This window comes from Microbacterium meiriae (assembly GCF_040702565.1).
In the GTDB taxonomy this organism is placed as follows: Bacteria; Actinomycetota; Actinomycetes; order Actinomycetales; family Microbacteriaceae; genus Microbacterium; species Microbacterium meiriae.
Genome location: NZ_JBFBLJ010000002.1, coordinates 342,061 through 367,510 on the forward strand (window position 1 = coordinate 342,061; position 25,450 = coordinate 367,510).

Genomic DNA, 25,450 nt, shown 5'->3' on the forward strand with positions numbered 1-25,450 from the left:
CGCCGGACGGCCTGGCGCCCCGGGAGCGGTTCCTCCCTAGGATGAGGGGAATAAACACGGAGGAGGGCCGGGGGAATGTTCGACGAGCGACGGCGACAGGCAGCGCTCGAGGAACTGGGGATCCTTGACACGCCACCCGATGAGCGGGTGGATCGGGTGGCACGACTGGCGAAGGAGATGTTCGGCGTGCCGATGGTCAGCGTCTCGCTGATCGATCGCGACCGGCAGTGGCGCAAATCGCAGATCGGCCTCGGGGGGGAACGAGGCACCGCGACAGGATTCGTTCTGCGACTACACCGTGTCGCAGGACCGGACGGTGGTGGTGGAGGATGCGAGCACGACCGACCTCTTCGCCGAGAATCCGTTCGTGACCGGCGACCCGCACCTGCGCTTCTACGCGGCCCATCCGCTGCACGCGCCGGGAGGGGAGCCGGTCGGGACGCTGTGCGTGCTCGACACCGAGCCGCACACGTTCACCGACGCCCAGCAGGACCTCCTGCGCGACCTCGCGTTCTGGGTGCAGACGGAGCTGGCACAGGACGCCGACGTCGACCACGCCGCCGTGGTACAGCGAGCGCTGCGCCCCCGGGCGCACCCGGAGATCGCCGGGTACACGATCGCCGCCGGTGCCGCCCCGCGGGGAACGCTCGCCGGGGACTACTACGACTTCTCGCGCCACGGCGAGGCCCTGCGGGTGACCCTGGCCGATGCCATGGGCAAGGGCACGGGGCCGGCGTTGGTCGCGGCCACGGTTCGGGCGTCCCTGCGCACGGCGCCGGAGCGCTCGCTGTCCGACGCCGTGATCGAGGTGGACCGCCTGCTCGAGGACGATCTCGCGGACACGTCGATGTTCGTCACGGCGGTCGTCGCCGAGCTGCGGCCGGAGACGGGAGAGCTCGAGGTCATCGACGCGGGCCACAGCCTCGCGTTCGTCGTCCGCGCAGACGGGTCGTGGACGCCCCTGCGCTCCACGAACCTGCCCTTGGGCATGGGGATGGGCCTCGCCGACCCCCGGGTCCCGGTGACGACGCGGCTCGAGGTGGGGGACGCCTTCATCTGCTGCAGCGACGGTCTCCTCGACGTCCTCGACGCCGACGACCCGTTCGGCCACGTGGAGCGGGTGCTCACCGCGATGGGACCGGACGGCGCCGTGCGCGAGGCCCTGCGACTCGCGAACGATGAGCGCGCCACCGACGACATCACCGTCGTGGTCGTGCGGAGGGACGCGTGACCGCCCGGTTCGCGACCATCCGCGTCCTCGCGCTGCTGTCGGTCCTGCTCGGCGTGAACTACGTCGCCTGGCGCTGGCTGGAGTCGGTGAACTGGTCGGCCTGGTGGATCGCGGTGCCGCTCGTGATCGCCGAGACGTACAGCCTCATCGACACGTTCCTCTTCTGCCTGACGATGTGGCGCGCGAAGGAGCGTCCGGCGCCGGTGTCGCCTCCGCAGGGCACCGTCGACGTGTTCATCACCACCTACGACGAGCCGATCGAGCTCGTCATGACCACCGCGAAGGCGGCGAAGCGGATCGCCTACCCGCACTCGACCTGGATCCTCGACGACGGCTCGCGCCCCGAGCTCGAAGCCGAAGCCCGGGCCGCCGGCGTCGGCTATCTCACGCGTTCCGAGGACTGGACGGGCAAGCCCCGGCACGCCAAGGCGGGCAATCTCAACAGCGCCCTCTTCCAGACCGACGGCGAGTTCCTCCTCATCCTCGACGCCGACCAGGTGCCGGACCCGCTGATCCTGCACCGCACGCTCGGCTACTTCGCCGATGATCCCGAGGTCGCCCTCGTGCAGACGCCGCAATGGTTCGTGAACGTCGACGAGGCCGACCCGCTCGGCAGCCAGGCGCCCCTCTTCTACGGGCCGATCCAGCAGGGGAAGGACGGCTGGAACGCGGCCTTCTTCTGCGGCTCGAACGCCGTGCTCCGCCGCGAAGCACTGATGCAGCTCGGCATCGTCGGCTACGTGCGGAACGTGACCGACTCCGCCGCGCGGGCCCTCAAGACGTCCGAGGCCCTCATCGCCCGCGAGGCCGAGGCGGCGACCGACCCGGCGCTCGCCACCGAGCTCGGCGCGCTCCGCATCGCGATCGCACGCGGACGCAAGGAGCTCGCCGCGGGCGAGTCGGTCGCCGAGGTGGCCGCCCGCGTGGGGGAAGCCGTCGACAGCGCCTCCCGCATCCTCGTCGCCCACGACCTCGAGGGCATCCGTGCCGACCTCGCAGTGATCGAGTCCCTGCCGGTGCAGCAGGACGCGGAGCTCGGGCAGGTGATCGTGGACGAGGCCGGACTCGACGCGCTCGCCGCGTCCGACCTCTCCCCCCTCACCGCCGTCGAGGCCGTCCGCGGACTGCTCGATGCGCTCCGCCTCGACCGTGCGGATGAGGCGCAGCCGATCCTCCCCCTCGCCACGATCTCGGTGACCGAGGACATGGCGACGGCGATGCAGCTCCACGCCCTCGGCTGGAAGAGCGTCTACCACCACGAGATCCTGGCGCACGGGCTCGCCCCGGAAGACCTCCGGACGATGCTCACGCAGCGGCTGCGGTGGGCCCAGGGGACGCTGCAGGTCATGCTGCGCGACAACCCCCTGGCCAAGCGAGGACTCTCGGTGGGGCAGCGCCTCATGTACTTCGCGACGATGTGGAGCTACCTCTCGGGCTTCGCCGCGATCGTCTACCTCGCCGCCCCGGTGATCTATCTCGTGTTCGGCGTGCTCCCCGTCACCGCCTGGTCGGTCGACTTCTTCGCGCGCTTCCTGCCGTACTTCCTCGTCAATCAGGCGCTGTTCCTCGTGGTCGCGAAGGGGGTGAAGACCTGGCGAGGTCAGCAGTACTCGCTTGCGCTGTTCCCCGTGTGGATCCGCGCGTGCTGGACGGCCTTCGCCAACGTGGTGCTCGGCCGACCGCTGTCCTTCGCCGTGACCAGGAAGGACGGCCGCGATCCTCGGGGCATCCCGTGGCGCGAGATCTGGCCGCAGCTCACCGCCATGGTCGTCCTCGTGATCGCCCTCGTCATCGGGGTCGCCCGGGTCATCGTCGGCACCGGCGACGGCACCGGCACCCTCGTCAACACCGCCTGGGTCCTGTACGACCTGGTCGTCCTCAGCGTCATCATCCAGGCGGCACGCTACCGCGGTCCGGCCGCGAAGGTCCTCGAGAAGGAGTCGAATGAACGTCAGCACTGACACCAGGGACGGCTATGCCGTCGTCACGATCACGGGCCGCCTGACCGCCTCAGGAGCGCCGTTGCTGCGCAACGCGGTGAGCGACCTCGTCGCCGCGGGGCAGCCGCGCATCGCGATCGATCTGAGCGGCACCGAGTTCGTCGACTCCTCCGGTCTCGGCGCCCTCGTCGGCGGCCTCAAGAGCGCCCGCGTGGCCGGCGGCGATCTGCGCATCGCCGCCGTCCCCGAGGCCGTGCGCACCGTCCTCCACCTCACCAACCTGGATCGCGTGCTCCGCGACTACCCGACGCCGGAATCGGCGTTCGATGGACGCTGACATCCGGGCCTTCCACATCGACGGGCCCGCCGGGCTCGCCCTCGTCGACCGCGCCCTCGACGAGCTCGACCGGCTGTGGCCGCTGGCTCCGGAGGTGCCTGCCCAGGATCAGGTGCTGTTCACCCTGGCGCTGAGCGAGGTCACGACGAACGTCGCCCAGCACAATGAGCACGCGGACGTCGTGCTGAGCATCGACGTCCGCGTGACGGCGGAGGAGCTGCGCGCCTACATCCGCGACACGGCCCCGCCGGCACCGATCGACTGGGACGCCGTGTCGATGCCGGGCGAGGAGGCGGAGAGCGGACGCGGGCTCGCGCTGTCGCAGGCCGCGCTCGACGAGTTCACCCACACGGTCACCGATCTCGGCAACACCTGGGTCCTCGTCCGGCGCGTGGATCCCGCGCGCGAGGCGGGCGACTGACCGGTCAGGCGAGCCAGGCCGGCGCGCGCCCGCGGAGGGCCGCGGCGTCGATGGAGTAGCGCCCGGCGCCGGTGAGCGCGAGCGCGAGAGCCGCGGCGCCGAGCACGGCGACGAACTCGTAGCCGCCGGCCGTCACCCACAGGCCGGCGGGCAGGTGCACGAGCACGAGTGCCACCAGCATGTCGACGGCGAGGAGGATGCCGACCGGGCGCGTCAGCAGGCCGAGGATCAGCAGGATCCCGCCGATGAGCTCGAGGAAGGCGACGACGGGTGCGGCGATCTCGGCGAGCGGCACCCCCATGCCGGCGAAGCTGCCGATGGTGCCGGGGATCGTGAACTCGAAGATCTTCTGAGCGCCGTGGGCGGCGAAGATCGCGCCGACGACGATGCGCAGGACGAGGAGTCCGAGCGACGAGGCGGAGGTGGCGGAGGCTGTGGTGTTCGTCATGAGGAGGTTCTTCCTTCGTGGCAGGACACCCGCGCGGGCGCGGACCAGGGCTCTTGCCCTGGCCCCCACGGTAGGAACCGTTCTTTTCCGTCCGCTGAACGCCTCGGCGCCGGCGGACGCAGGCTCAGCGGGAGCCGACCTCGTGGAGCATCCGCTCCCGGGCGCCGTCGAGGTGAGCCGAGAGGACCGCGGCGGCGTCCTCCGGGGCTCCCGTGCGCATGACGTCGAGCAGCGTCACGTGATCGTCCGACGACTCGTGCAGGTCCTCGTCGTGGTTGATCGTGACCTCGAGGAGGGCCGTGAAGGTCGGGAGGTACTGGTTCCAGGCACCCTCCAGCCGGGGGTGATCGGCGAGGGCGTAGATCTGGGAGTGGAAGTCGAGGTCGGCCGTGACGAAGGCCGCATGGTCGCCGGCGTCCGCGGCCTCGGCCATGCGCTGGACGGCGTCGGCCATCGGCTGCCACCGCTCGTCGTCGTCGACCCGCATCGCGCGCGAGAGGGCGAGCTGCTCCAGCGCGCCCCGGAGGCTGTAGAGCTGGTCGACGTCGTCGCTCGTGAGGCCCACGATGTAGACGCCGCGGGGACGCTGCACCTCGACGAGCTTCTCGAAGCTGAGCTGGGTCAGGGCATCGCGCACGGGGCCGCGGCTGACGGCGAACTCCTCGGCGAGGGCCTCCTCGGTGAGGCGGGCCCCCGGGGCGAGCTCCCCCCGCACGATGCGCTGGCGCAGCACGCGTGCGACCTGCGCTCCGAGCGACTCCCCGCGCGTGACGGTCTGCGTCATGGTGACCTCCTGTTAACAGTTGACAGGATACACACCGGGATGCGCGGTCAGGCTCCGGAGCGCGGACTCCAGAGCACGAGCTCCGTCGAGCGCCGGATGCGGCGGCCGCTCGGCATGGGCACGACGCCCGCGGAGCCGGCGGCGAACACCCGCACGCCGGGGCGGTTCTCCCGCTCGGCACGGAGGGCGCCCTCCAGCGCGAGCACGCGATCGCGCAGCATCCGGTTCTCGTCCTCCAGGTCGAGGAGACGGGCGATCGCCGGGAGACTGACCCCTTCGGAGGAGAGCTGGGCCACCTCGCGCAGCTGCTCGATGTTGCGGTGCGAGTAACGACGGGATCCGCCGGGCGTCCGACCCGGCACCACGAGGCCGATCCGGTCGTACTGACGGAGGGTCTGGGGGTGCAGGCCGGAGAGCTTGGCGGCTGCGGCGATCGCGAAGACCGGAGTGTCCGCGTCCATCACGCCTTCCTTCCTGGTTTCACGTCAGGCCGTCGCGCCTGGTCAGGCAGCTCCTTCCCGGAACCGCCTGACCCGGCGCGAAAGCCTGTTCTCGTCAACGGCGGGCTTTCGCCATGAGCTCGGCCCGCGGGTTCTCCTGAGGCTCCAGCTCCTGGAACCTCTCGAGGGCCTCGCGCGCGGCGTCGTCGAGGTGCGTCGGAACCGCGACCTGGAGCTCGGCGAGCAGGTCACCGGTCCCCTTCGCGGTCGCGACACCCCGACCCTTGACGCGGAGCACGCGGCCCGACGGGGTCCCGGGGGCCACACGCAGCTTCACCACGTCGCCGCCGAGCGTCGGGACCTCGATGGTCGCGCCCAGCGTCGCCTCGGTGAAGGTCACGGGGACCACCACGCGGAGGTTGAGGCCGTCCCGCGTGAAGACCGGGTGCGGACGCACCGTGATCTGCACCACGATGTCCCCGTTCTCCCCGCCATCGGGCGAGGGGCGACCACGGCCGCGCAGCCGGATCTTCTGCCCATCGGCGACACCCGCGGGGATCTTCACCTTGAACGGCTTGCCGTCCTCGCCCTGCAGGGTGATCGTCTCGCCCTGCACAGCGGTGCTGAAGTCCAGCGTGGTGCGGGCCGTGACGTCGGCGCCGCGCTGCGGACCGCCGAAGCCACGGAAGCCGCCGCTCGGCTGCCCGAATCGGCCACCGCCGAACGAGCTGCCCTGGCCCTGGTTGAACATCGCGAAGATGTCCTCGAAGTCGGCGGTCTGGCCGCGCCCCTGCTGTCCGAACCGGCTGAAGACGTCTTCGAACCCGCCGGCGCCCGAGCCGCTCGCCGTGAAGCGAGCGCCCGAACCCATGGCGCGGATCTCGTCGTACTCCTTGCGCTGCTCGGCGTCGGAGAGCACCGAGTATGCCTCGCTGATCTCCTTGAACTTGGCCTCGGCCTTCGCATCGCCCTGATTGGAATCGGGGTGATACTTGCGCGCGAGCTTGCGGTACGTCTTCTTCAGGTCAGCGTCGCTGACGTCCTTCGAGACCCCGAGGGTCTTGTAGAAGTCCTTGTCGAACCAATCCTGGCTGGCCATCGATCACCTACTCCGCAGGGACGGCGACGACGACCTTCGCAGGACGCAGCTCGACCTCGCCGAGGCGGTACCCCACCTCGACGACCTCGAGCACCGTGGTCTTCGAGGTGCCGGGGGTCGGCTGCTGGAAGATCGCCTCGTGACGCTGGGGGTCGAACTCCTCGCCCTTCTCGCCGTAAGCGACCACGCCGAGGCGCTCCACGACCGCGCGCACCTTCTCGGCGATCACGGCGAAGGGGCTGCCCTCGACCAGATCGCCGTGCTGCTCGGCGCGGGCCAGGTCGTCGAGGACGGGGATGAGGCCCTTGGCGGCCTCGCCCTTCGCGCGCTCGATCTCGATCTGGCGCTGCTCCTCGGTGCGGCGGCGGTAGTTCGCGTACTCGGCCTGCAGGCGCTTGAGGTCGGTCAGCAGGGCGTTCTCGGCGTCGGCGATCGCGGCGTCGCCCGCGGCGGCATCCGCGGTCTGGGCGGCGCCGAGGATGTCCTCGACCGTCAGCCCCTCCTCGGTCTCGGCAGCCGCGTCGACCGGAGTCTCGTCGGAGCCCTCGGCGGCCTTCGCCTCGCGGGAGTCCTGGTTCTGCGGCACGGGGCCGGATGCCTGAGCATCCGACCCCTCCGGAACCTCGTTCTCGTCGAAGTTCTTGTCCGTCATGATTACTTCTTCTCGTCCTCGTCGTCGACGACCTCGGCGTCGATGACGTCCTCCTCGGAGGAGGGGGCGTCACCGGTCGGGGCCTCGCCCTCGGCCGAAGCGCCGGCGGCGTCCGCCTGCGAGGAGGCGTAGATCGCCTCGCCGAGCTTCGACTGGGACTGGTTGAGCTTCTCGAACGCGGTCTTCACGGCCTCGTCGTCGTCGCCGGCCAGAGCCGTCTTGAGCGCGTCGACGTCGGCCTTGACCTCGGTCTTCACGTCCTCGGGGAGCTTGTCCTCGTTCTCGGAGATGAGCTTCTCGATCGAGTAGGCGAGGGTCTCCGCCTGGTTGCGGGTCTCCGCGGCCTCACGACGCGCCTTGTCCTCGGCGGCGTGCTCCTCGGCCTCGCGCACCATGCGCTCGATGTCCTCCTTCGACAGCGACGAGCCGCCGGAGATGACGATCGACTTCTCGGTACCGGTGCCCTTGTCCTTCGCGGACACGTGCACGATGCCGTTGGCGTCGATGTCGAAGGTGACCTCGATCTGCGGGATGCCGCGGGGAGCCGGGGCGATGCCCGTCAGCTCGAACGTGCCGAGCGGCTTGTTGTCGCGGGTGAAGTCGCGCTCGCCCTGGAAGACCTGGATCGCGACGGACGGCTGGTTGTCGTCGGCCGTGGTGAAGGTCTCGCTCCGCTTGGTCGGGATGGCCGTGTTGCGCTCGATGAGCTTGGTCATCATGCCGCCCTTGGTCTCGATGCCGAGGGAGAGCGGGGTGACGTCGATGAGGAGGACGTCCTTGCGCTCGCCCTTCAGGACGCCGGCCTGCAGCGCGGCGCCGACGGCGACGACCTCGTCCGGGTTCACGCCCTTGTTGGCCTCCTTGCCGGTCTCGCGCTTGACGAGCTCGGCGACGGCCGGCATACGGGTCGAACCACCCACGAGGACGATGTGGTCGATGTCGGACACCTTGATGCCGGCTTCGCGGATGACGTCCTCGAACGGCTTCTTGGTGCGGTCGAGCAGGTCCTTCGTGAGGTCCTCGAACTTCGCGCGGGTCACGGTCTCGGAGAGCGAGACGGGGCCCGAGTCGGTCAGCGACAGGTACGGGAGGTTGATGCTCGTGGACGTGGAGCTGGAGAGCTCCTTCTTCGCCTGCTCCGCAGCCTCCTTGAGGCGCTGCAGCGCGATCTTGTCACCCGAGACGTCGACGCCCGTGGTCTCCTTGAACTGCTTGATCAGGTAGTCGACGAGGCGCTGGTCCCAGTCGTCACCACCGAGGCGGTTGTCACCGGCGGTGGCGCGCACCTGGATCGTGGAGAAGTCGTCGTCCTTGCCCACCTCGAGGAGGGAGACGTCGAACGTTCCACCACCGAGGTCGAAGACGAGGATGAGCTCGTCCTCCTTGCCCTTGTCGAGGCCGTAGGCGAGGGCCGCGGCGGTCGGCTCGTTGATGATGCGGAGCACGTTGAGGCCCGCGATCTCACCGGCCTCCTTGGTGGCCTGACGCTCGGCGTCGTTGAAGTACGCGGGGACCGTGATGACCGCGTCGGTCACGGTGTCGCCGAGGTAGGACTCGGCATCGCGCTTCAGCTTCTGGAGGATGCGCGCGGAGATCTCCTGCGGCGTCCACTTCTTGCCGTCGACGTCGAAGCTCCAGTCGGTGCCCATGTGGCGCTTGACCGAGGCGATCGTCCGGTCGACGTTGGTGACGGCCTGGCGCTTCGCGGTCTCGCCGACGAGCACCTCCCCGTCCTTGGTGAAGGCGACGACCGAAGGGGTCGTGCGGAAGCCCTCGGCGTTGGCGATGACCTTGGGCTCGCCACCCTCGAGGACGCTGACGACGGAGTTGGTGGTTCCGAGGTCGATACCGACAGCACGTGCCATGTGTTCTCTCCTTTGTTGGGAAGTCTGTAGTGGTCCGAAAACCTGCGGCGATCAGGGAAACCTGAGTCGCGATGGCTCAAGTGTACGCCGGGGCCGGAAGGCTGTCAAATGAACTTGATATGAACAGGCTCAAGTTTTCCCGCCGGGCGGTCAGAACGGCGCGTCCGTCGATCCTTCGGCGAAGGTGACGGTGTTCGACGGCGGCGGGCGGTCGATGTAGACCCTCCCCGTCGGACTCGTCCAGGCATAGAGGCCGTCGCCACGCGCCTCGACATGCCAGGCGGACTGATGTTTCAAGACATGATGTCGACGGCACAGATGGCCGAGATTCGAGGCGGACGTCTCCCCGCCCATCGCGGCGTCACGGTGGTGATCGATGTCGCACTCCGCGGGCGGATATCCGCAACCGGGGAAGCGGCATCGCTGATCTCGGGCCCGCAGGTGGCGTCGCAGTTCCGCGTTCGGGCGATACCGGTCGACGGCGAGGACGGTGCCCGTCACGGGGTGCGTGAGGATGCGATCCCATCCGGAGGCGGCCCCTGCCAGCCTCCGTGCCGTGGCGGGGTCGATCGGGGTGCGCCCGTCGAGTTCCGCCGGCGCCGTTCCCCGACCGAGGAGGGTCATGACGGGGACCGTGATCGCGACCGTGGGGACGATGGCGGCCAGGGTGCCGTCATGATCATCATGGCCGGCCGGCGCACCGGTGAGGAGGAGGTCGAGCGCGAGGTCGGCCCGGGACTGGGCGATGGTTCGCAGGTCCGTCGGGTCGTCGCCGGCCTGCGTGGTCGTGGCCATGGTGGTCAGCCGGTCGAACACGCCGTGCACCAGCGCCGCCGGCCCCAGAAGTCCGAGCTCAGCCATCCCGTCAGGGGCATCCCGTACCCACACGCGCCGCCGCTCACGGGCATCCTCGTGACGGTGCGCGAGGGTATGCGGCTGAAACTCCTCCGCGGCCCGGCGCGCCATGCGCGCGACCCGGTTCGGCGCCTCGCTCTCGGCGAAGGCGATCATCCGCGCGGAGAAGGCGTCGCGATCCGCCTCGTCTTCGAGGTGCGCACCCGCCTCCGCGATGACGCGGGCCTGCTGGGCGGTGACCTGCCCCGCGCCCCATGCACCCCACAGCCGCGGAAAGCGCTCGACGATCCAGACCGCATCGGCCATCCGCCGCTGCACCGTCCTGTCGCTCGCCCGCAGCGCGGCAGCGAACTCGGCCGCGACCGTGCGCACGCTCAGATCCGCGCCGTCCGGATGGGCGGCCTGCGCCGCGACCTCCACGGCCAGGCGCGACCCCAGCGCCAGGATCCCGTCCCGCGCGGCCTGCAGTCCATTGATCGACCGCTCGACACCGACGAGCATCTCGGTGAGCGCTCGGAGCGCCTCCACCTGCTCGATCGTCGCGTCCGCCAGTCCTGTCATACCCCGAGTGAAGCAGGGACCACCGACATTGAAACCCCAGTTCAGGTGGAGTAAACGATATGCCGGGATGCAGTGCGCGCCACGGCGATCACGCCGAGCCCGGTCCGCCTCGGTGGCCGCGAGCCGACATGCTTGACTCTCACACGGTGTCAGACGGGAGAACTGAGACATGTTGTCCATCGGAGCGTTCGCGCAGATCGGCCAGGTGACCCACCGGATGCTCCGGCACTGGGACACGGCCGGGCTGCTCGTCCCCGCCCACGTGGACGAGTTCACCGGCTACCGGTCGTACGATCCGGCGCAGCTCGAGCGCCTGCACCGGATCGTCGCCCTGCGTCAGCTCGGCTTCGGTCTCGACGACATCTCGGCGATCCTCGCCCAGGGCGTCGACGCCGACCGGATCGCGGCGCTTCTGCGCGTCCGGCGCGCCGAGGTGGAGCAGGAGCACCGGCTCGCGGCCGCGCGACTCGTCGATGTGGAACGGCGCCTCCACCTCATCGAGAAGGAGAAGCATATGTCGCAGATCGAGATCGTCCAGAAGCCCCTCCCCGCCGTGCGTCTGGCCGCCGTCCGCTCCGTCGTCGCCGAGCAGCCCGCGGTCGCGGAGGTCGTGGGACCGGCCTTCGACGCCGTGGCAGAGGTCATCGGAGACGAATGCGGCTCTCTCACCACCCCGATCGCCCTGTACCGGACGCAGCCGGACGGGATGGAGGTCATCGCCGGGTACTCGTATACCGGTCCGGCCGCCGACGGGATCGAGATCGTCGAGCTCCCCGCTGAGGAGGACGCGGTCTGCGGGGTGCACCTCGGCTCGATGGAGCGGATCGCCGAGAGCTGGCACGCGATCCACACCGAGGTCGTCGCGCGCGGCCTCATCCATGCCGGGCCCTGTCGGGAGCTGTACGTCCGCGCCGTGGGAGACGACCAGTCGGACTGGGTCACGGAACTCCAGCAGCCCGTCGCGCGCCGCTGACGAGGCGCACGACCTGCGGGCAGGATGGGGGCATGATCCGTGCCGTGCTCTTCGACCTTGACGGGGTCGTCCGTCACTTCCTCCACGACCCCGACCTGGAGGCGCGGCACGGACTTCCGGCCGGGATGATCGCCCGCATCGCGTTCGCGTCACCGTTGATCGACGCGGTCACCACGGGGAACCTCACTCGCGAGGAGTGGATCGTCCGAGTCGGCGAGGCCGCGGGATCCGCAGCCGCCGCGCGGGAATGGGGACGCACACCGTTCGCCGCCGACCCGGACGTGCTCGCGCTCGTCGACGAGCTGCGCTCTCACGGGATGATGTGCGCCATCCTCACGAACGGCACGGACACCATCGCCGAGGAGCTTCACGACAGCGGCATCGCCGCGCACTTCGATCGCGTGTTCAACTCCGCGGACATCGGATACGCCAAGCCGGATGTCCAGGCGTTCCGACACGTGGTCGCCGACCTCGCCATCGCGCCGGAGGAGGTCTTCTTCCTCGACGATTCGCCGGGGAAGCTCAGCGGCGCACGGACGCTCGGCATGACCACGCACCACTACACGGGAGTCTCCGCGTTGCGCACCGCTCTCGACGCCGCCGGCGTTCCCGGCGCGACGGCATCGACGCCGATCCCTTAGGGCGCCACATCCTCCGGGCGTCGCGCCGTTCGGGATCGGGGTCACTTGCCCCCGGGCGGGCCGACCAGCAGGAGGATCACGTACAGCGCGACGATTCCCACGACGAGCAGCACCGCGAGCACCCAGGGGCGACGCAGGAACCAGCGCATCAGGCGGTCGTACCAGCGGTGGTCACGCGGGTCGTCGGACGCGTCGAGACGCCAGTCACCCCGGAGACGACCGGTGCGGTGCAGCCAGATCTCCATCGGGATGGTCGCGTACGGGACGACGGCGCTGACGACCGCGAGCACCCCGACGCCCGGGTGCCACCGCTGGTTGAGCGCGACGAGGACGGCGGTCGCGGCATAGGCGAGGAACACGAACCCGTGGATGCCGCCGCCGACCGTCACCACGACTCCGGGGGCTCCGACGGCCCGGGCGATGATCGCGGCGATGAGGATGGTCCAGGTGATCGCCTCCGCGATCGCGAGGACACGGTACAGGCGGCCAGGGGTGCGGAACACGGAACTCCTCGGGTGGGGTACCCCTCCAGCGTATCCCGCTTCGAATCGCCCACTGTGCCCCATCCGCCGCCTGGATGGAGCAAGGTGAGCAACTCGAAGGGGAATAGGGGGACGGTGGTCGGCGTTGCCGAAGGCATGGTGACGGTGGATGCGGATGCGCTGTCCTCGGTGCTCGGCACGGTGGACCTGCGCGTGGGGATCGCCCGTCGGGTGCAGCTGGGCCGCGGGGGACTGCTGCCGCTGGCTCCCGGCCGGATCACCCTCGTCTACATCGCCGACGGCGCCGTGCATGGGCATCCGCCTCTCGGCACCGGCTGCCGTCTCGACGTGGACCGCTCGTCGCAGCAGCTCACACTCGAGGAGCCCGGCCGCCGAGACCGCCTCGTCACCGGCGATGCCTTCCTGCTGCTCCGCGGCGACACCTTCGCACTGGAGGCCGCCGTCGAGACTGCACTCCTCGTCGTCGACATCGAGCTCGCGGACACCGCGTCTCCGCTCCCGGCACTCCTGCCGCCCTTCCTCACGGTGACAGGGTTCGACGCGCTGGAGCCGGCCGCCGCCGCCCTCGCCGAGAACATGGGGATCGTCGACGCGGCCGCGTGCCCCGTGCGCCAGGGCGACCCGCTGATCTGCCGGATGATGGCGACCACCGTGCTGCTCTCGGTGATCCGAGCCTGGGCGGCCAACGGCTGTGCGCCCGCCGGATGGCCCTCGCTGTCGAAGGACCCCTTCCTCGACCGCGTCGTGGACGCCATCCACGAGCAGCCGGGCCGGGACTGGACCGTCGAACGCCTGGCCGCTGTCGGCGCCATGTCACGGTCGGCCTTCGCGGAGCGGTTCCGTCTCGCCGTCGGCCGCTCCCCCGCCGACTACGTCACCGAGGTGCGCATCAACGCCGCGAAGCGGATGCTCCAGGCCGGGCAATCCGTGTCGAGCGTCTCGCGCGAGCTCGGCTACGCCTCGGACGAGGGTTTCAGCCGCGCGTTCCGTCGCCGCACGGGCATGACCCCGTCCTCCTGGCGCGGCTCGCACTCCCTCGTGCCTGCCTGATCTGCCTGATCCCCACACCCTCGTCCCAGCCTCGGGGCGGGCACGACTTCGGAGACCCGGGGCGACACGCCGACTCCGAAGCCCGAGGCGACGGCGTGTCGGCGGCCGGCTCCGAAATTGTGCCCGGGCAACCAGGGGTCAGGAGCGGGAGCTGCGGCGGTTGGAGAGGCCGAACAGCACGGCGCCGGCGAGGAGCGAGACCGCGCCGATCGTGTAGACGAGCTCGACGCTCAGGGTGTCGACGAGGAGCCCACCGACGCCGGCCGCGAGCGTGATCGCGCCCTGGAACCCGACGACCACGAGGCTCCCCCCGGCCTCCAGGCGGTCCGGCATGCGGTGGCCCACCCAGGTGTTCACGACGATCAGCCACGACGAGAAGAAGAACCCCCAGAGGAGCACGACCGCGCCGATCCCGATGATCGATCCGGAGAAGAGCACCATCGACAGCACGGCGGCCGAGATCACCAGCGGCGCGAACACCGCGAAGAAGGCGAAGGAGCGGTCGATCACGAGGCCGATGGAGAGGTTACCGAGAAGGCCTCCGACACCGAACAGCGCCAGCAGCACGACGATCGTCGAGGCGTCCACGTCCGGGATGCGCTCCAGCGCGAGGCGGACGTAGGTGTAGGCGAGGAAGTGGCCGAGCACGACGAGGACGTGTCCGACCATGCCGAGGCCGATGCCGGGCCGCCGTACCGTGTCGACGAGCAGACGGAGGCTCGACGCGCGCTCGGCCGGAACGGTCGGCAGCGCCCACCGCAACGCGACGGCGAGCACCACCATCAGCACTCCCGCGATCGCGAACACGGCACGCCAGTCGACGACCTCGCTCAGCATGACCCCGAGCGGCACTCCGGCGACCGTGGCGAGGGAGACCGCGGCGGAGGTGAACATCACCCCGCGACCGAGATGCTCGGGCCCCGCGAGCCGCGCGGCGACCGTGATCGACATCGTCCAATAGGCGCTGATCGCCGCCCCCAGCAGGAACCGCGCCAGCAGCACGACGACGAGGTTCGGCGCGATCGCGACGATGAGGTTCGACACGGCCGCGGCGAGCGCCATCCACACCAGCAGCGACCGACGGTCCAGCCGGGGGAACACGAGGCCGACGGTCGGGGCGACGAAGAGCCCGACGAGGGCCGTGACCGTGACGGTCTGCCCGGCCTGGCCCGGGGTCACCCCGAGGCCGTCCGCCATCTCGGTGAGCACTCCGTTGGGGAGGAACTCGGCGGTCACCAGCAGGAACCCCATCACCATGAGGGCGATGAGCCCTCCGTAGCGGATGCGATCGGCGCGGGTCGTCGGCAGGGTCGGGACGGGGGCGGTCGTGGTCATGCTTCCAGACTCGCAACGGGAACGGGGCCGCGCCCGACCGGTCGTCCGCCGCATCCGACCGATCGTCCGGCCCTGGACAACCTCCGATCGGACCCCCTAGGCTCGACGACGCACCGGGAAGCGCCCGGGAAGCCCGAGCGAAGGAGGCGATGAGATGAACGCTGTCGTCGTCGCGCCTTTCGCCGACCACCTTCCCTTCGAGGCCACCCGCTCCTGATCGCCGCGTGGCCTCCCTTCCCGGAGCCACACCGTGACCGAATCCCCCGCTTCCTCGGAAGCCGCGTCCTTCGACGCCACCTCCTTCGATTCCCTCGAGACCGCCCTCTCCTTCGCCGAGGTCGAGCCCGGCGCCAACCAGCGCTGGACGACCTGGCCGTCATCCACCCCCACCGAGCGCGGGCCGGAACCGCGCCCCGCGTGGGTCGTGACCTCCGCCGGCGCCCTGGACACCGAGCTCGGCATCCTGAAGACCGGCAAGGAGGCCGACGTGTTCCTGCTGGAGCGCGCCGTGCCCGACGACCCCGCGCAGCGCACGCTCCTCGCCGCCAAGCGCTACCGCGGCATCGAGAACCGGAGCTTCCAGCGCTCCGCGGTCTACACCGAGGGGCGCAGCACGCGGAACACCCGCGACACCCGCGCCCTCGCCAAGAAGACCGCCCACGGACGGGAGGTCGCCGCAGCCCAGTGGTCGCTCGCGGAGTTCGAGGCCCTGTGCCGGATGTGGGAGCGCGGCGCCCCGGTCCCCTATCCCGTGCAGGTCAGCGGCACCGAGGTGCTCATGGAGTTCCTCGGCGACGACCGGGGCATCGCGGCACCCCGGCTCGCGCAAGTGCGCGGGTCGAACGCCGAACTGCAGGAGTACTTCGCGCAGGTGGTCGAGCTCATGCGGGTCTTCGCCGCCGCGGGCTTCGCGCACGGCGACCTCTCCGCCTACAACCTCCTCGTGCACGAGGGGTGCGTGCGGGTGATCGACCTGCCGCAGATCGTCGACGTGATCGCGAATCCGCAGGGCCTCGACCTGCTGCACCGCGACTGCGTCAACGTGTGCGACTGGTTCACGCGGCGGCGGGTGCAGTGCGACGCCGAGGCCCTGTTCGCCGACCTCCTCGGGACCCTGTTCTGACTCCCGGGTCAGGAGGCGAGTCGGGCGGCGAGAAGGGTCACCAGCTCGTAGACGACATGGCTCGCGGCGATCCCGGTCATCTGGGCGTGATCGTACGCGGGCGACACCTCCACGACGTCCGCGCCGACGATGTCCCGCTCGCGCAGGGCACGGAGGATGCGCAGCAGCTCGCGGCTCGTGAGCCCACCGGCCTCGGGGGTCCCCGTGCCGGGCGCGTGCGCGGGATCGAGCACGTCGATGTCGATCGAGACGTACAGCGGCTTGTCGCCGATGCGGGTGAGGATGCGGTCGATCGCCGCCTCCACCCCGTGCTCCTCGATGTACTCGCTGGAGACGATGGAGAAGCCGAGGCGCTCGTCGTCCTCGAGATCCTGCTGGGAGTACAGGGGGCCGCGGGTCCCGACGTGGCAGCTCGCGGTGAGGTCGATCAGCCCCTCCTCGCTCGCGCGCCGGAAGGGGGTGCCGTGCGTGATGGGCGCCCCGAAGTAGGTGTCCCACGTGTCGAGATGCGCGTCGAAGTGCAGGACGGCGACGGGTCCGTGCTTCGCGGCCACCGCCCGCAGCAGGGGCAGGGCCACCGTGTGGTCGCCGCCGATCGTGACGATGCGCTGCACCCGCTCGCCCAGCGCCAGCGCTGCACGCTCGACCTCGGTGACGGCCTCCGTGAGGTCGAAGGGGTTCACGGGGATGTCCCCCGCGTCCACCACCTGCGCCAGCTGGAACGGCGACACATCCTGCGCGGGGTTGTAGGGCCGGAGCAGCCGTGACGACTCCCGCACGTGCGACGGGCCGAAACGGGTGCCGGGGCGGTAGCTCACGCCGGAGTCGAACGGGATGCCGACCACGGCGATGTCGGCGCGCGGCACGTCCTCGATGCGGGGCAGGCGGGCGAAGGTGGCGATGCCGGAGTACCGCGGGTTCACGGAGGCGTCGATGGGGCCGATGTTGTCGGTCATTTCTCGTTCCTGTTCGTCGGGAGGTGTGAGGCTCAGAGGGCGTGCTGCGGGATGTGCACGAGCTGCACACCGCCGTCGGCGATGGCCGCGCGGATGCTCGGGGCGATGTCGGCACGCGACGCCACCCGCCGCCCGGTCGCCCCGAAGGCGGTGGCGAGCGCGGCCCAGTCCGGCTGGACGAGGTCGACGCCGACGGGCGCCATCCCGCGGTCGAGTTCGTTCTGCCGGATCTCGGCGTACCCGCCGTTCTCCACACAGACCACCGTGACGTCGAGGCGCTGCTCGACGGCGGTGGCGAGCTCGTTCACGCAGAACATCAGGGCGCCGTCGCCGATGACGGTGACGACGGGGCGCTCCGTCTGCGCGACCGCCGCACCGATCGCGGCGGGGAGGCCGTAGCCGAGCGTGGCGTAGGTCGGCGTGTAGAGGAGGGAATGCGGATGCTCCTGCCGCAGCACGCTGCCGAGCGCCAGATAGACGATCTGGGAGGAGTCGCCCGCGACGATCGCGTCGACGGGGAGGGCGTCGGCGATGACCTCGGCGAGCGCGACGGTGTCCGGCGCGGTCTCCCGCGACTCGGCCGCGATCGCGGCCCGCTCGACCGTGAGGTCCCGAGCGGGGTGCGTGGCGTCTGGCAGCAACGGGAGAAGGGCGTCGGTCACCGCGGCCGCGTCTCCCGTGAGGCCGACGGTCGCCGCGAGGTTCTTGTCGCGCTGCTCCGGGGAGATGTCGATGCGGATCACCGCACCGCGCGCCTCGAGCCGCGGTGCCCAGAGCTCCGCCTCGCCCAGCTTCGAGCCGATCACGAGGAGCACGTCGGCGTCCTCGGCCACGGCGCGGGCGGCGGCCAGACGCAGGTTCGATCCGAGCGACAGCGGATGCCGCTCGTCGAGCACGGCCTTGCCGTTCAGGGTCGTGAGCACGGGGGCGCCGAGCCGCTCGGCCACCGCGACGATCTGGTGCGCGGCGTCCACCGCGCCCCCTCCGGCGACGATCACCGGGGTGCGGGCGGCGGACAGCAGTCGGGCGGCCTCGGCGAGCGCGATCGGGTCTCCGGAGATGCGGTCGGGCATCGACCGCGGCCTCCGGTCCTCCGCGGGCACCTCGGCGGTCCCCTCCAGCACGTCGAGCGGGATCTCGATGTGCACGGGTCGGGGGCGGCCGGTGCGGAAGAGGTGGAACGCGTCGTGCACGGCCTGCACCGCCTCCGCCGCGGACGACACCCGCCGCGACCACTCGGCGATCGCACCGACCATGGCCGTGGCGTCCTTCGTCTCGTGCAACGTGCCGACGTCGGCGAACTCCGCCCCGAGCGGCACGCCCGGGGACAGGACGATGAGTGGTCGCGACTCGCAGAACGCGGTGCCGATGGCGCTCATCGCGTTCTGCAGGCCGGGACCGGAGGTCGTGATCACCACACCGGGAAGGCCGGTCTGCTGGGACCAGCCGTCGGCGCCGTACCCCGATCCCTGCTCATGGCGGTTCGTCACGGCGCGGATGCCGAGGTCGGCGAGGGGGCGGTAGAACTCCAGGTTGTGCGTGCCGGGGATGCCGAAGACCGCAGTGACCCCGTAGCCGCGGATGGTCTCCAGGACCGCGCGGCCCGCGGTGTCGGCGTACCGGTCGTCTCCGCTGATGTCGGTGCTCATCGTGTCATCCTCACATCGCGTGACGACGGACGCCGTCGACCCAGGTCTCACGGACCTCGATCGCCGCGATCTCCTCGGCAGGCACCGCGAGCGGGTCGCCCGAGAGCACCGCGAAGTCGGCGTACTTGCCCGGCTCCAGCGAGCCGAGGTCGTCCTCCCGTCCGATCGACACCGCGCCCTCGATCGTGTGCGCCCGGAGCGCCGCGATCGCGGAGATGCGCAGGTCGTCCGGGCCGAGCCGGTGTCCGCGGCGGGTGACCCGGGTGACCGCGGTCTGGATCGCCTCCAGGGGGATGGGCTCGGCGACCGGGGCATCCGACGAGATCGTCATGGGCACGCCGGCGCGCTCGAACTCCCCGAGGGGGTTGAAGCGCTCGCCGGGGGTGCCGATGGCCTCCTCCACGCCTTCGCCCCAGTTGAAGTAGTGCTGCGTCTGGTTGACGGGACGGATGCCGGCGACCGCCATCCGCTCGATCTGCGCGGGCGTGGGCAGGCCGCAGTGCTCGATGCGGTGCCGGGCGTCGGCGTCCGGACGCTCCGCAAGGGCCGCCTCGACCGCCGACACGACCATCTCGATCGCGGTGGGCGACTGGGCGTGCGTCGCGGTCTGCAGCCCGGCCGCATGCGCCTTGCGGATGAGCTCCGCGTAGTCGGCGGGCTCGTGGTAGAGCTGGCCGGTGCGGCAGGGGTCGCCCACGTAGCCGTCCGGGAAGTACGCGGTCCAGCCGCCCAGGGTGCCATCGGCGTAGAACTTGATGCCGGCGAAACTCAGGTGGGCGTTGCCGAACTGTCCGACGAGACCCATCTCCAGCGCCTCGTCGAGCAGGTGCGACAGCAGATACATCGACACCCGAAGCTCGAGCCGCCCGGCCTCGGCCAGCCGCAGATACATGTCGAACTCGCGCCGCGTGACCTGGCAGTCGCCGATCGAGGTGACGCCGCCCGCGAGGAATCGCTGCGTCGCCGCGTCGAGCTGCCGCAGATGCTCCTCCGGCTCGTCCGCGAGGTGGAAGTTCGGGCCGTGATGGCCGATCTTCACCCCGTGCACGCCGGTGAGGATGTTGCACGCCGCATCCGAGAGTTCACCGGTCAGCTCACCATCGGCGTCGCGGAAGAACTCGCCGCCGTCCGGGTTCGGGGTGTCCCGGTCGACGCCGTTGAGGTCGAGCGTGTACGAGTTCACCACGCCGCCGTGACCGGAGGCGTTCATGAGGTACACCTCGCGGTCGGCGGCCACCTCGTCGAGCTCGAAGCGGGTGGGGTGCCGCTTCTCGGCGAGGTTGCGCTGCTCGTAGCCGTAGCCGCGTACCGGGCGTCCGGCGGGGAGGCCGGCGGCCGCGGCCTTCAGCAGGGCCACGATCTCCGGGATGCTCCCCGCCTTCTCGGGGCCGCAGTCCACCCACGTCATCATCTGCCCGAACATCAGCGGATGCGCGTGTGCGTCCACGAAGCCGGGGACGACGACCGCCTCCCCCAGGTCGACGCGCTCCGGGGTGAGGCCCGCCCGCGCCGCCACGTCCTCGCACTCCGCCGCCGTGCCGAGGGCGACGATGCGCCCCCGGTCGGTCAGCATCGCGGTCGCCGTCGTGTCGGAGGCGTCCGCCGTGTGGATCGCCCGCGCGGTGATGAGGGCGGGAGCGGCCTGGGCCGAGCGGTCGAAGGGAGTGAGCTTTCTCATGGGGAGCCTGTTCGCGGTGGTGTCGTACGGGGAAGGGGCCGGTCAGGGCAGGCGGTTCGCCGTGGTGTCGGTTCGGGCGGTGAACGAGGCCGTGACCGGAGCCTCGTCGGAGTGCTGCGGCGCGAGGCGCGTGCAGATCCCGGCGATGACCGCCATGCCCACGAACATCGCGATGACCGACCAGACGCTCCCGGTCCAGGCGATGAGCTGGGTGGCGAACCAGGGCGAGAACCCGGCCCAGATCGCAGCTCCGACACCGTAGGCCAGCGCGATCGACGTGTAGCGGGCCTGCGGACGGAACATCTGCGCGAGGATCGCCGCGATCGGCGCGTAGGTCGCGCTCATCGCGATGCGCACCAGCGAGGCGAAGAGGAAGATCAACGGCTCCACGCGTCCGGGCATCAGCAGCAGGAAGGGGGCGAAGGTCAGCACGGAGGTGATGAGACCGATGTACATGACGTTCTTGCGGCCCCACTTGTCGCCGAGCCAGGCGACCGGCAGCGTCACCACGAACTCCACGAACGAGGCCAGGGTCATCGCGTCGAGGATGACCTGCTCGCTGATCGCGATGGGCTCGCCGGTCGCGTAGGCGGTGGCGAAGGTGGTGGCCAGGTAGTAGCCGCCGGTGGAGATGGGCAGGATGCCGATGCCGAGGAGGATCGGCTTCCAGTTGACACGGAGGGCGAAGGCCAGCGGCATGGACTGCTTGCGACCCTCGATCTTCTCCTCGAAGACCGGCGACTCCTCGACGCGATACCGGACCCAGAGGCCGACGGCGATCAGCACGATGGACAGCAGGAACGGGATGCGCCAGCCGCCGTCGATGATGAACGTGTCGCCGCCGCGGGCCATGATCGCGAAGATGCCGGAGGCGAGGAGGGCACCGGCCGGGTTGCCGAGCTGGGTGAAGCCGCCGTAGAAGGTCTTCGACTTCTCGGGAGCGTGCTCGACGCTCATGAGCACCGCGCCGCCCCATTCGCCGCCGACCGCGAGGCCCTGGATGGCGCGGAGCAGGATGAGGAGGATGGGCGCGAGGATGCCGATGTTCTCGTACGTCGGGAGGCAGCCGACGAGGACGGTCGCCGCGCCCATCAGCAGCAGCGTGATGACGAGCGAGACACGCCGGCCGAGCTTGTCGCCGATGTGCCCGAAGACGATGCCGCCGAGGGGGCGGACGAGGAAGGCGACCGCGAACGTCGCGAAGGCCGCGGCGGTCTCGGCCAGGGGGTCGTCGCTCGGGAAGAACAGCGGGCCGAAGACGAGGGCGGCGGCCGTGGCGTAGACGTAGAAGTCGTACCACTCGATGGTGGTGCCGACGAAGGCGGCGATGCCGGCGCGGCGTGCGCGGCTGTGTACGCCGCTTCGGGGGGTGGGGGTAGTGGTCATGGACCCGCTCCTTCGCGGATGGTGTCGGATAGCGAAGGATGCTACGGACGTGGAGCACCGTGAGCAAGGGCAGAACTCCAGCCGTACGCGTCATTCACTGGAGGTCTGTCGACAGTACCGCGCACAGCGGGCCTTCCTCTCTGCCTCAACGCGCTCTACGCTGAGGTTCTGCACGGACGACCGTGCACTGCGGGGAAATCGACGGAATCGGATCGGACATGGACTTCGACGCGGAACTCATCCGGGCACTGCAGGAAGACGGCCGCGCCAGCATCCTCTCCCTCGCCGAGCGCGTCGGCCAGTCCCGCGCCATCGTGGCGGCACGCCTGCGCACCCTGCTCGGCGACCGCACGGTGCGAGTGGTCGCGGCCGTCGACCCGGTGTTCCTCGGCCAGCACGTCCTCGCACACGTGTCGATCCGGACCGACGGCGCCGTCGAGGTGGTCGCCGAGCACCTGCGCGACATGTCCGAGACCGTGCTGGTGTCGGCGGTCGGCGGCGCGCACGACATCGTCACGGAGGTGCGGGTGGGGTCGATGTCGGAGCTCCACGACCTGCTCGCGCGCATCCGCGGGAGCGCCGGCGTGCTCGACATCAACACCATCATCTACTCGACCGTGATCAAGGGGTTCTTCGTCTCGGAGTACCACGGCGGGGTGACGCTCGACGGGATCGACGAGGCTCTCATCGAACTCCTGCAGACCGACGGACGGATGAGCTTCCGCGCGCTCGGCGAGCAGGTGCGGCTCTCCCCCAGCGCTGTCGCCACCCGGGTGCAGCGCCTCATCGACGCCGGGGTCATCAAGATCAGCGCCGTGGAGGCCCGCGGGCTCGCGCATCGACAGCTCTCGATGGGCGTGGGCATGACGCTCGGAGACGACGACGAGGCCGTGATCGACGAACTGCGGCGGGGGCGCGGCGTCGACTTCGCGGCGCGGACCCTCGGGCGGTTCGATGCCGTCGCGACCCTCGTGGAGCCCTCAGCCGGAGCCCTGTACGCAAGTCTCGAGCGGCTGCGCGCCCTCCCCGGCGTGACCCGGATCGAGGCGTGGCTGCACCTCGCGGTGCTCAAGGAGGACTACGCCCGCACCCTCCGCCCCCTCCGGACGGACTGAGCTCCTCCCGTCCCAACCCGTCCCGACCCGTCCCGGTCCCCATCCTCATACGTCTCGCTCCGTCCGGTCCCGCCCGTCCCGGGATCGAAAGCGTTCCTCCCCGTCGCGCTCGCGGCACGTTTTCGCACTCCCGTCGGGAGAGGTCCTCGGCGGGGGATGGATTCCGGACCTGGGGGGGCGAGTTTTCGGAGCGTTAGTGAGCCGGAACGAGGCGCGGGGGCGGCGGGGGCGGGGTGGGGGTGGGGCGTCAAGGGGATGGGAAAAGTGGAGAGCACGGCGGAGGATGGCGGCATGGCGGATGAGGAGACCGGAAGCGTCGACGGGGCCGGACCGGAGCGCACGGCGGACGGGCATCACATCGTCGTGAACGGCCGGCGGTGGCGCGCCACCGATCCGTCGATCCCCGAGAACCTGCGACAGGAGCTCGTGGACGAGCTGATGGCCGCGCGGCGCGCGGTCAAGAACGCGGAGCCCGACGCCCGCGGTCGCGTGCAGGATGCGAAGACCGCCCTCGGCGAGCGGGGGGCGCCGTGGTGGGAGGAGCCCTCCGCAGCCCAGGCGGAGGAGCGGATCGCCGCGACGATGCGCGCCCTCACCAGGAAGCGCACCGACTCGTCGATCTGCCCGAGCGACGTCGCCCGCGCGGTCGGCGGCGAGGCATGGCGCGACCGGATGCCCGACGTCCGCCGTGTCGCGGCGGACCTCGCCTCCCGCGACGTGGTGGTCGTCACGCAGAAGGGTGAACCGGTCCGGATCGCCGACGCCCGCGGACCCGTGCGGATCCGTCGCGGTCCCGCCCTCTGACCCCGCCTCGCGCTCGGGGCCGGTGACGGCGCGCCGTCACCGGCCGTTCACCGTCCGCGGCCAGACTTCGAGCATGACCTCACCCGATCCCGCCGCGGGCGCCCCCGAGCCCGTGGCGACAGCGAACAGCGGCGCCGTTGCCGTCGTCGGACTCGAGCTGCGCGGAGACACCCCCGCACCCCGCAAACAGGTGTACTCCTGGGCGCTGTGGGATTGGGCGACGCAGCCGTTCAACACCGTCATCCTCACGTTCGTCTTCACCGCGCTGTACCTCGTCAGCGCCTCATTCCTGCCGCCGGAGGTCGCCGCCCTCGACCCGAGCGACCCGGTCCGCGTCGCCGCGGAGGCCGACCTCGCCTCCGGTCTCGGACTGGGTTCGACGATCGCCGCCCTCGGCATCCTCCTGCTCGCCCCCGTCCTCGGTCAGCGCGCGGATGCGGCCGGACGACAGAAGCTCTGGCTGGGCATCGGCACCGGCGCCCTCATCCTCTGCATGCTGGGGCTGTGGTTCGTGGAGCCGCAGCCGGCCCTGTTCTGGCTCGGCGTCGCGCTGATCTCCGCCGGCTCCGTGTTCGGCGAGATCGCCGCGGTGAACTCCAACGCCATGCTCATCGGCATCGCGAACCCGAAGAACGTCGGCCGCATCTCCGGACTCGGCTGGGGCTTCGGCTACCTCGGCGGGATCATCGCCCTCGTCATCGTCGTCCTGCTGGACACCTTCGACTGGTTCGGGATGTCCACCGACAACGGCCTCGCGTACCGGCTCATCGCGGTGGGGTGCGCGGTCTGGGCGATCGTCTTCAGCATCCCGATCTTCCTCAACGTGCCGGAGTCGTCCCTCGGGCGGCCGGAGCGCAAGGTCGGGTTCTTCCGTTCGTACGCCGTGCTCGTGCAGGACGTGATCGGCCTCTACCGCGACCCGCAAACCCGGTCGACGTTCTGGTACCTGCTCGCCAGCGCCGTGTTCCGCGACGGTCTCGGCGGCGTCTTCGCGTTCGGCGCCATCATCGGCACCGCGGTGTTCCGGTTCGGCACCCAGGACATCATCGTCTTCGGCATCGCCGCGAACCTCGTCGCCGGTGTCTCGACCATCATCGCGGGACGCCTCGACGACCGCCTCGGCCCCAAGCGGATCATCCTCGGCTCGATCGGGTCGATGATCGTCGCCGGACTCGCGGTGTTCCTGCTGCGCGACGCCGGGTCCCTCGTGTTCTGGATCGGCGGCCTCGTCCTCTGCGCCTTCGTGGGACCGGCGCAGGCAGCGGCACGGTCCTTCCTCGCCCGCGTCACACCGGCCGGACGGGAAGGCGAGATCTTCGGCCTCTACGCCACGACGGGCAGGGCGGCGAGCTGGATGGCCTCGGCCGCCTGGACCGTGCTGATCGTCGCCACGAGCCAGACCGCCTACGGCATCCTCGGCATCGTCATCGTGCTCATCATCGGGTTCCTCCTCCTGCTGCCCGTGAAGGCACCGCGCTGAGTCCGCTCCGTGCACGACTTCGGACCTCGGAGCCGACACGCCGGCCGTCGGGCCCTGACGGCGGCGAGTCGCGGCGGGGCTCCGAAGCTGTGCCCGGCGAAAGAGCGGGGCCGGCGGGAGTAGC

The 25,450-nt window shown here is 70.6% G+C and carries 24 protein-coding genes; 11 read left to right on the forward strand and 13 right to left on the reverse strand.

Going from position 1 to position 25,450, the window contains the following annotated elements; translation table 11 throughout:
• The first annotated feature begins 214 nt into the window (after positions 1 to 214).
• From AB0310_RS09045 to AB0310_RS09060, 4 genes are read left to right on the forward strand one after another with little or no spacing between them, the layout of a single operon-like run.
• A complete protein-coding gene (locus AB0310_RS09045) occupies positions 215 to 1,231 on the forward strand; it encodes a SpoIIE family protein phosphatase (RefSeq protein WP_366237444.1) in 1,017 nt (338 codons plus the stop codon).
• Positions 1,228 to 3,192 (forward strand): glycosyltransferase family 2 protein, encoded by a 1,965-nt coding sequence (locus AB0310_RS09050; protein ID WP_366237065.1) that lies wholly within the window; start codon positions 1,228 to 1,230, stop codon positions 3,190 to 3,192. Before AB0310_RS09045 ends, AB0310_RS09050 begins: the two co-directional genes overlap by 4 nt.
• Positions 3,176 to 3,508 carry an STAS domain-containing protein gene (locus AB0310_RS09055; RefSeq protein WP_187662648.1) on the forward strand — a complete coding sequence of 111 codons (333 nt, stop codon included), beginning with the start codon at positions 3,176 to 3,178 and terminating at the stop codon, positions 3,506 to 3,508. The genes AB0310_RS09050 and AB0310_RS09055 overlap by 17 nt, the downstream gene beginning before the upstream one ends.
• On the forward strand, positions 3,498 to 3,929 hold the full coding sequence (locus AB0310_RS09060; RefSeq protein ID WP_187662649.1) for an ATP-binding protein: 432 nt from the start codon (positions 3,498 to 3,500) through the stop codon (positions 3,927 to 3,929). The genes AB0310_RS09055 and AB0310_RS09060 overlap by 11 nt, the downstream gene beginning before the upstream one ends.
• 4 nt (positions 3,930 to 3,933) lie before the next feature.
• Here the strand turns inward: AB0310_RS09060 and AB0310_RS09065 are convergent, their stop codons facing one another.
• The 7 genes from AB0310_RS09065 to AB0310_RS09095 all read right to left on the reverse strand — a co-directional run bounded on the left by AB0310_RS09065 (position 3,934) and on the right by AB0310_RS09095 (position 10,633).
• A complete protein-coding gene (locus AB0310_RS09065; RefSeq protein WP_187662650.1) occupies positions 3,934 to 4,377 on the reverse strand; it encodes a DoxX family protein in 444 nt (147 codons plus the stop codon).
• A gap of 124 nt (positions 4,378 to 4,501) precedes the next feature.
• The gene (locus tag AB0310_RS09070; protein ID WP_187662651.1) at positions 4,502 to 5,161 is read right to left on the reverse strand and encodes a GntR family transcriptional regulator; all 660 of its coding nucleotides are present in this window, start codon (positions 5,159 to 5,161) and stop codon (positions 4,502 to 4,504) included.
• Between the two features lie 47 nt (positions 5,162 to 5,208).
• Positions 5,209 to 5,622 (reverse strand): heat shock protein transcriptional repressor HspR, encoded by a 414-nt coding sequence (locus AB0310_RS09075; protein WP_363590343.1) that lies wholly within the window; start codon positions 5,620 to 5,622, stop codon positions 5,209 to 5,211.
• A gap of 94 nt (positions 5,623 to 5,716) precedes the next feature.
• Positions 5,717 to 6,700: a DnaJ C-terminal domain-containing protein gene (locus tag AB0310_RS09080; RefSeq protein ID WP_187662653.1), complete on the reverse strand. Its 984-nt coding sequence runs from the start codon at positions 6,698 to 6,700 to the stop codon at positions 5,717 to 5,719.
• Between the two features lie 7 nt (positions 6,701 to 6,707).
• Entirely contained in the window at positions 6,708 to 7,352 is a 645-nt protein-coding gene (locus AB0310_RS09085; protein ID WP_071329295.1) for a nucleotide exchange factor GrpE, read from the reverse strand.
• 2 nt (positions 7,353 to 7,354) lie between these two features.
• The gene (gene dnaK / locus AB0310_RS09090) at positions 7,355 to 9,217 is read right to left on the reverse strand and encodes a molecular chaperone DnaK (protein ID WP_187662654.1); all 1,863 of its coding nucleotides are present in this window, start codon (positions 9,215 to 9,217) and stop codon (positions 7,355 to 7,357) included.
• 150 nt (positions 9,218 to 9,367) lie between these two features.
• A complete protein-coding gene (locus tag AB0310_RS09095) occupies positions 9,368 to 10,633 on the reverse strand; it encodes an HNH endonuclease signature motif containing protein (protein ID WP_366237066.1) in 1,266 nt (421 codons plus the stop codon).
• Positions 10,634 to 10,802: 169 nt separating this feature from the next.
• Between AB0310_RS09095 and AB0310_RS09100 the strand changes: the two genes are divergently transcribed.
• Positions 10,803 to 11,606, forward strand: coding sequence for a MerR family transcriptional regulator (locus tag AB0310_RS09100; RefSeq protein ID WP_259955096.1), 804 nt, complete (start codon positions 10,803 to 10,805; stop codon positions 11,604 to 11,606).
• Between the two features lie 32 nt (positions 11,607 to 11,638).
• Positions 11,639 to 12,247: an HAD-IA family hydrolase gene (locus tag AB0310_RS09105; protein WP_187662656.1), complete on the forward strand. Its 609-nt coding sequence runs from the start codon at positions 11,639 to 11,641 to the stop codon at positions 12,245 to 12,247.
• Positions 12,248 to 12,288: 41 nt separating this feature from the next.
• Here AB0310_RS09105 and AB0310_RS09110 read toward each other — a convergent pair whose 3' ends face one another.
• On the reverse strand, positions 12,289 to 12,750 hold the full coding sequence (locus tag AB0310_RS09110; protein WP_187662657.1) for a DUF3817 domain-containing protein: 462 nt from the start codon (positions 12,748 to 12,750) through the stop codon (positions 12,289 to 12,291).
• Positions 12,751 to 12,864: 114 nt separating this feature from the next.
• On the opposite strand from AB0310_RS09110, the gene AB0310_RS09115 reads away from it, so the two are divergent.
• Positions 12,865 to 13,800, forward strand: coding sequence for a helix-turn-helix transcriptional regulator (locus tag AB0310_RS09115; RefSeq protein WP_366237067.1), 936 nt, complete (start codon positions 12,865 to 12,867; stop codon positions 13,798 to 13,800).
• 138 nt (positions 13,801 to 13,938) lie between these two features.
• On the opposite strand, the gene AB0310_RS09120 is transcribed toward AB0310_RS09115, so the two are convergent.
• On the reverse strand, positions 13,939 to 15,135 hold the full coding sequence (locus AB0310_RS09120; RefSeq protein WP_366237068.1) for an MFS transporter: 1,197 nt from the start codon (positions 15,133 to 15,135) through the stop codon (positions 13,939 to 13,941).
• A 250-nt stretch (positions 15,136 to 15,385) separates the two neighbouring features.
• On the opposite strand from AB0310_RS09120, the gene AB0310_RS09125 reads away from it, so the two are divergent.
• Positions 15,386 to 16,258 (forward strand): serine protein kinase RIO, encoded by an 873-nt coding sequence (locus tag AB0310_RS09125; protein ID WP_366237069.1) that lies wholly within the window; start codon positions 15,386 to 15,388, stop codon positions 16,256 to 16,258.
• Positions 16,259 to 16,266: 8 nt separating this feature from the next.
• On the opposite strand, the gene speB is transcribed toward AB0310_RS09125, so the two are convergent.
• Genes speB through AB0310_RS09145 form a run of 4 tightly spaced genes read right to left on the reverse strand, consistent with a single transcriptional unit; the run spans position 16,267 to position 21,927 of the window.
• Positions 16,267 to 17,214 carry an agmatinase gene (speB, locus tag AB0310_RS09130; protein ID WP_366237070.1) on the reverse strand — a complete coding sequence of 316 codons (948 nt, stop codon included), beginning with the start codon at positions 17,212 to 17,214 and terminating at the stop codon, positions 16,267 to 16,269.
• 32 nt (positions 17,215 to 17,246) lie between these two features.
• Positions 17,247 to 18,863 carry a thiamine pyrophosphate-binding protein gene (locus AB0310_RS09135; protein ID WP_366237071.1) on the reverse strand — a complete coding sequence of 539 codons (1,617 nt, stop codon included), beginning with the start codon at positions 18,861 to 18,863 and terminating at the stop codon, positions 17,247 to 17,249.
• Positions 18,864 to 18,873: 10 nt separating this feature from the next.
• Positions 18,874 to 20,541 carry an amidohydrolase gene (locus AB0310_RS09140; RefSeq protein WP_366237072.1) on the reverse strand — a complete coding sequence of 556 codons (1,668 nt, stop codon included), beginning with the start codon at positions 20,539 to 20,541 and terminating at the stop codon, positions 18,874 to 18,876.
• 42 nt (positions 20,542 to 20,583) lie between these two features.
• On the reverse strand, positions 20,584 to 21,927 hold the full coding sequence (locus tag AB0310_RS09145; protein ID WP_187662663.1) for an MFS transporter: 1,344 nt from the start codon (positions 21,925 to 21,927) through the stop codon (positions 20,584 to 20,586).
• A gap of 218 nt (positions 21,928 to 22,145) precedes the next feature.
• Between AB0310_RS09145 and AB0310_RS09150 the strand changes: the two genes are divergently transcribed.
• From AB0310_RS09150 to AB0310_RS09160, 3 genes are all read left to right on the forward strand, one after another.
• A complete protein-coding gene (locus AB0310_RS09150) occupies positions 22,146 to 23,042 on the forward strand; it encodes an Lrp/AsnC family transcriptional regulator (RefSeq protein WP_187662664.1) in 897 nt (298 codons plus the stop codon).
• Positions 23,043 to 23,333: 291 nt separating this feature from the next.
• Positions 23,334 to 23,846 carry a DUF3253 domain-containing protein gene (locus tag AB0310_RS09155; RefSeq protein WP_280564482.1) on the forward strand — a complete coding sequence of 171 codons (513 nt, stop codon included), beginning with the start codon at positions 23,334 to 23,336 and terminating at the stop codon, positions 23,844 to 23,846.
• A 73-nt stretch (positions 23,847 to 23,919) separates the two neighbouring features.
• Positions 23,920 to 25,326 (forward strand): MFS transporter, encoded by a 1,407-nt coding sequence (locus AB0310_RS09160; RefSeq protein WP_366237073.1) that lies wholly within the window; start codon positions 23,920 to 23,922, stop codon positions 25,324 to 25,326.
• The last annotated feature ends 124 nt before the right edge of the window (positions 25,327 to 25,450 follow it).

What these genes read in the sequence shown, in the direction of transcription:
- AB0310_RS09080 (WP_187662653.1), bottom strand. Translation starts at nt 6,700, where the DNA reads ATGGCCAGCCAGGATTGGTTCGACAAGGACTTCTACAAGACCCTCGGG.
- dnaK (WP_187662654.1), bottom strand. Translation starts at nt 9,217, where the DNA reads ATGGCACGTGCTGTCGGTATCGACCTCGGAACCACCAACTCCGTCGTC.
- AB0310_RS09120 (WP_366237068.1), bottom strand. Translation starts at nt 15,135, where the DNA reads ATGACCACGACCGCCCCCGTCCCGACCCTGCCGACGACCCGCGCCGAT.
- AB0310_RS09100 (WP_259955096.1), top strand. Translation starts at nt 10,803, where the DNA reads ATGTTGTCCATCGGAGCGTTCGCGCAGATCGGCCAGGTGACCCACCGG.
- AB0310_RS09075 (WP_363590343.1), bottom strand. Translation starts at nt 5,622, where the DNA reads ATGGACGCGGACACTCCGGTCTTCGCGATCGCCGCAGCCGCCAAGCTC.
- AB0310_RS09160 (WP_366237073.1), top strand. Translation starts at nt 23,920, where the DNA reads ATGACCTCACCCGATCCCGCCGCGGGCGCCCCCGAGCCCGTGGCGACA.
- AB0310_RS09140 (WP_366237072.1), bottom strand. Translation starts at nt 20,541, where the DNA reads ATGAGAAAGCTCACTCCCTTCGACCGCTCGGCCCAGGCCGCTCCCGCC.
- AB0310_RS09105 (WP_187662656.1), top strand. Translation starts at nt 11,639, where the DNA reads ATGATCCGTGCCGTGCTCTTCGACCTTGACGGGGTCGTCCGTCACTTC.
- AB0310_RS09145 (WP_187662663.1), bottom strand. Translation starts at nt 21,927, where the DNA reads ATGACCACTACCCCCACCCCCCGAAGCGGCGTACACAGCCGCGCACGC.
- AB0310_RS09060 (WP_187662649.1), top strand. Translation starts at nt 3,498, where the DNA reads ATGGACGCTGACATCCGGGCCTTCCACATCGACGGGCCCGCCGGGCTC.
- AB0310_RS09085 (WP_071329295.1), bottom strand. Translation starts at nt 7,352, where the DNA reads ATGACGGACAAGAACTTCGACGAGAACGAGGTTCCGGAGGGGTCGGAT.
- AB0310_RS09070 (WP_187662651.1), bottom strand. Translation starts at nt 5,161, where the DNA reads ATGACGCAGACCGTCACGCGCGGGGAGTCGCTCGGAGCGCAGGTCGCA.
- speB (WP_366237070.1), bottom strand. Translation starts at nt 17,214, where the DNA reads ATGACCGACAACATCGGCCCCATCGACGCCTCCGTGAACCCGCGGTAC.
- AB0310_RS09150 (WP_187662664.1), top strand. Translation starts at nt 22,146, where the DNA reads ATGGACTTCGACGCGGAACTCATCCGGGCACTGCAGGAAGACGGCCGC.
- AB0310_RS09065 (WP_187662650.1), bottom strand. Translation starts at nt 4,377, where the DNA reads ATGACGAACACCACAGCCTCCGCCACCTCCGCCTCGTCGCTCGGACTC.
- AB0310_RS09155 (WP_280564482.1), top strand. Translation starts at nt 23,334, where the DNA reads ATGGCGGATGAGGAGACCGGAAGCGTCGACGGGGCCGGACCGGAGCGC.
- AB0310_RS09095 (WP_366237066.1), bottom strand. Translation starts at nt 10,633, where the DNA reads ATGACAGGACTGGCGGACGCGACGATCGAGCAGGTGGAGGCGCTCCGA.
- AB0310_RS09055 (WP_187662648.1), top strand. Translation starts at nt 3,176, where the DNA reads ATGAACGTCAGCACTGACACCAGGGACGGCTATGCCGTCGTCACGATC.
- AB0310_RS09135 (WP_366237071.1), bottom strand. Translation starts at nt 18,863, where the DNA reads ATGAGCACCGACATCAGCGGAGACGACCGGTACGCCGACACCGCGGGC.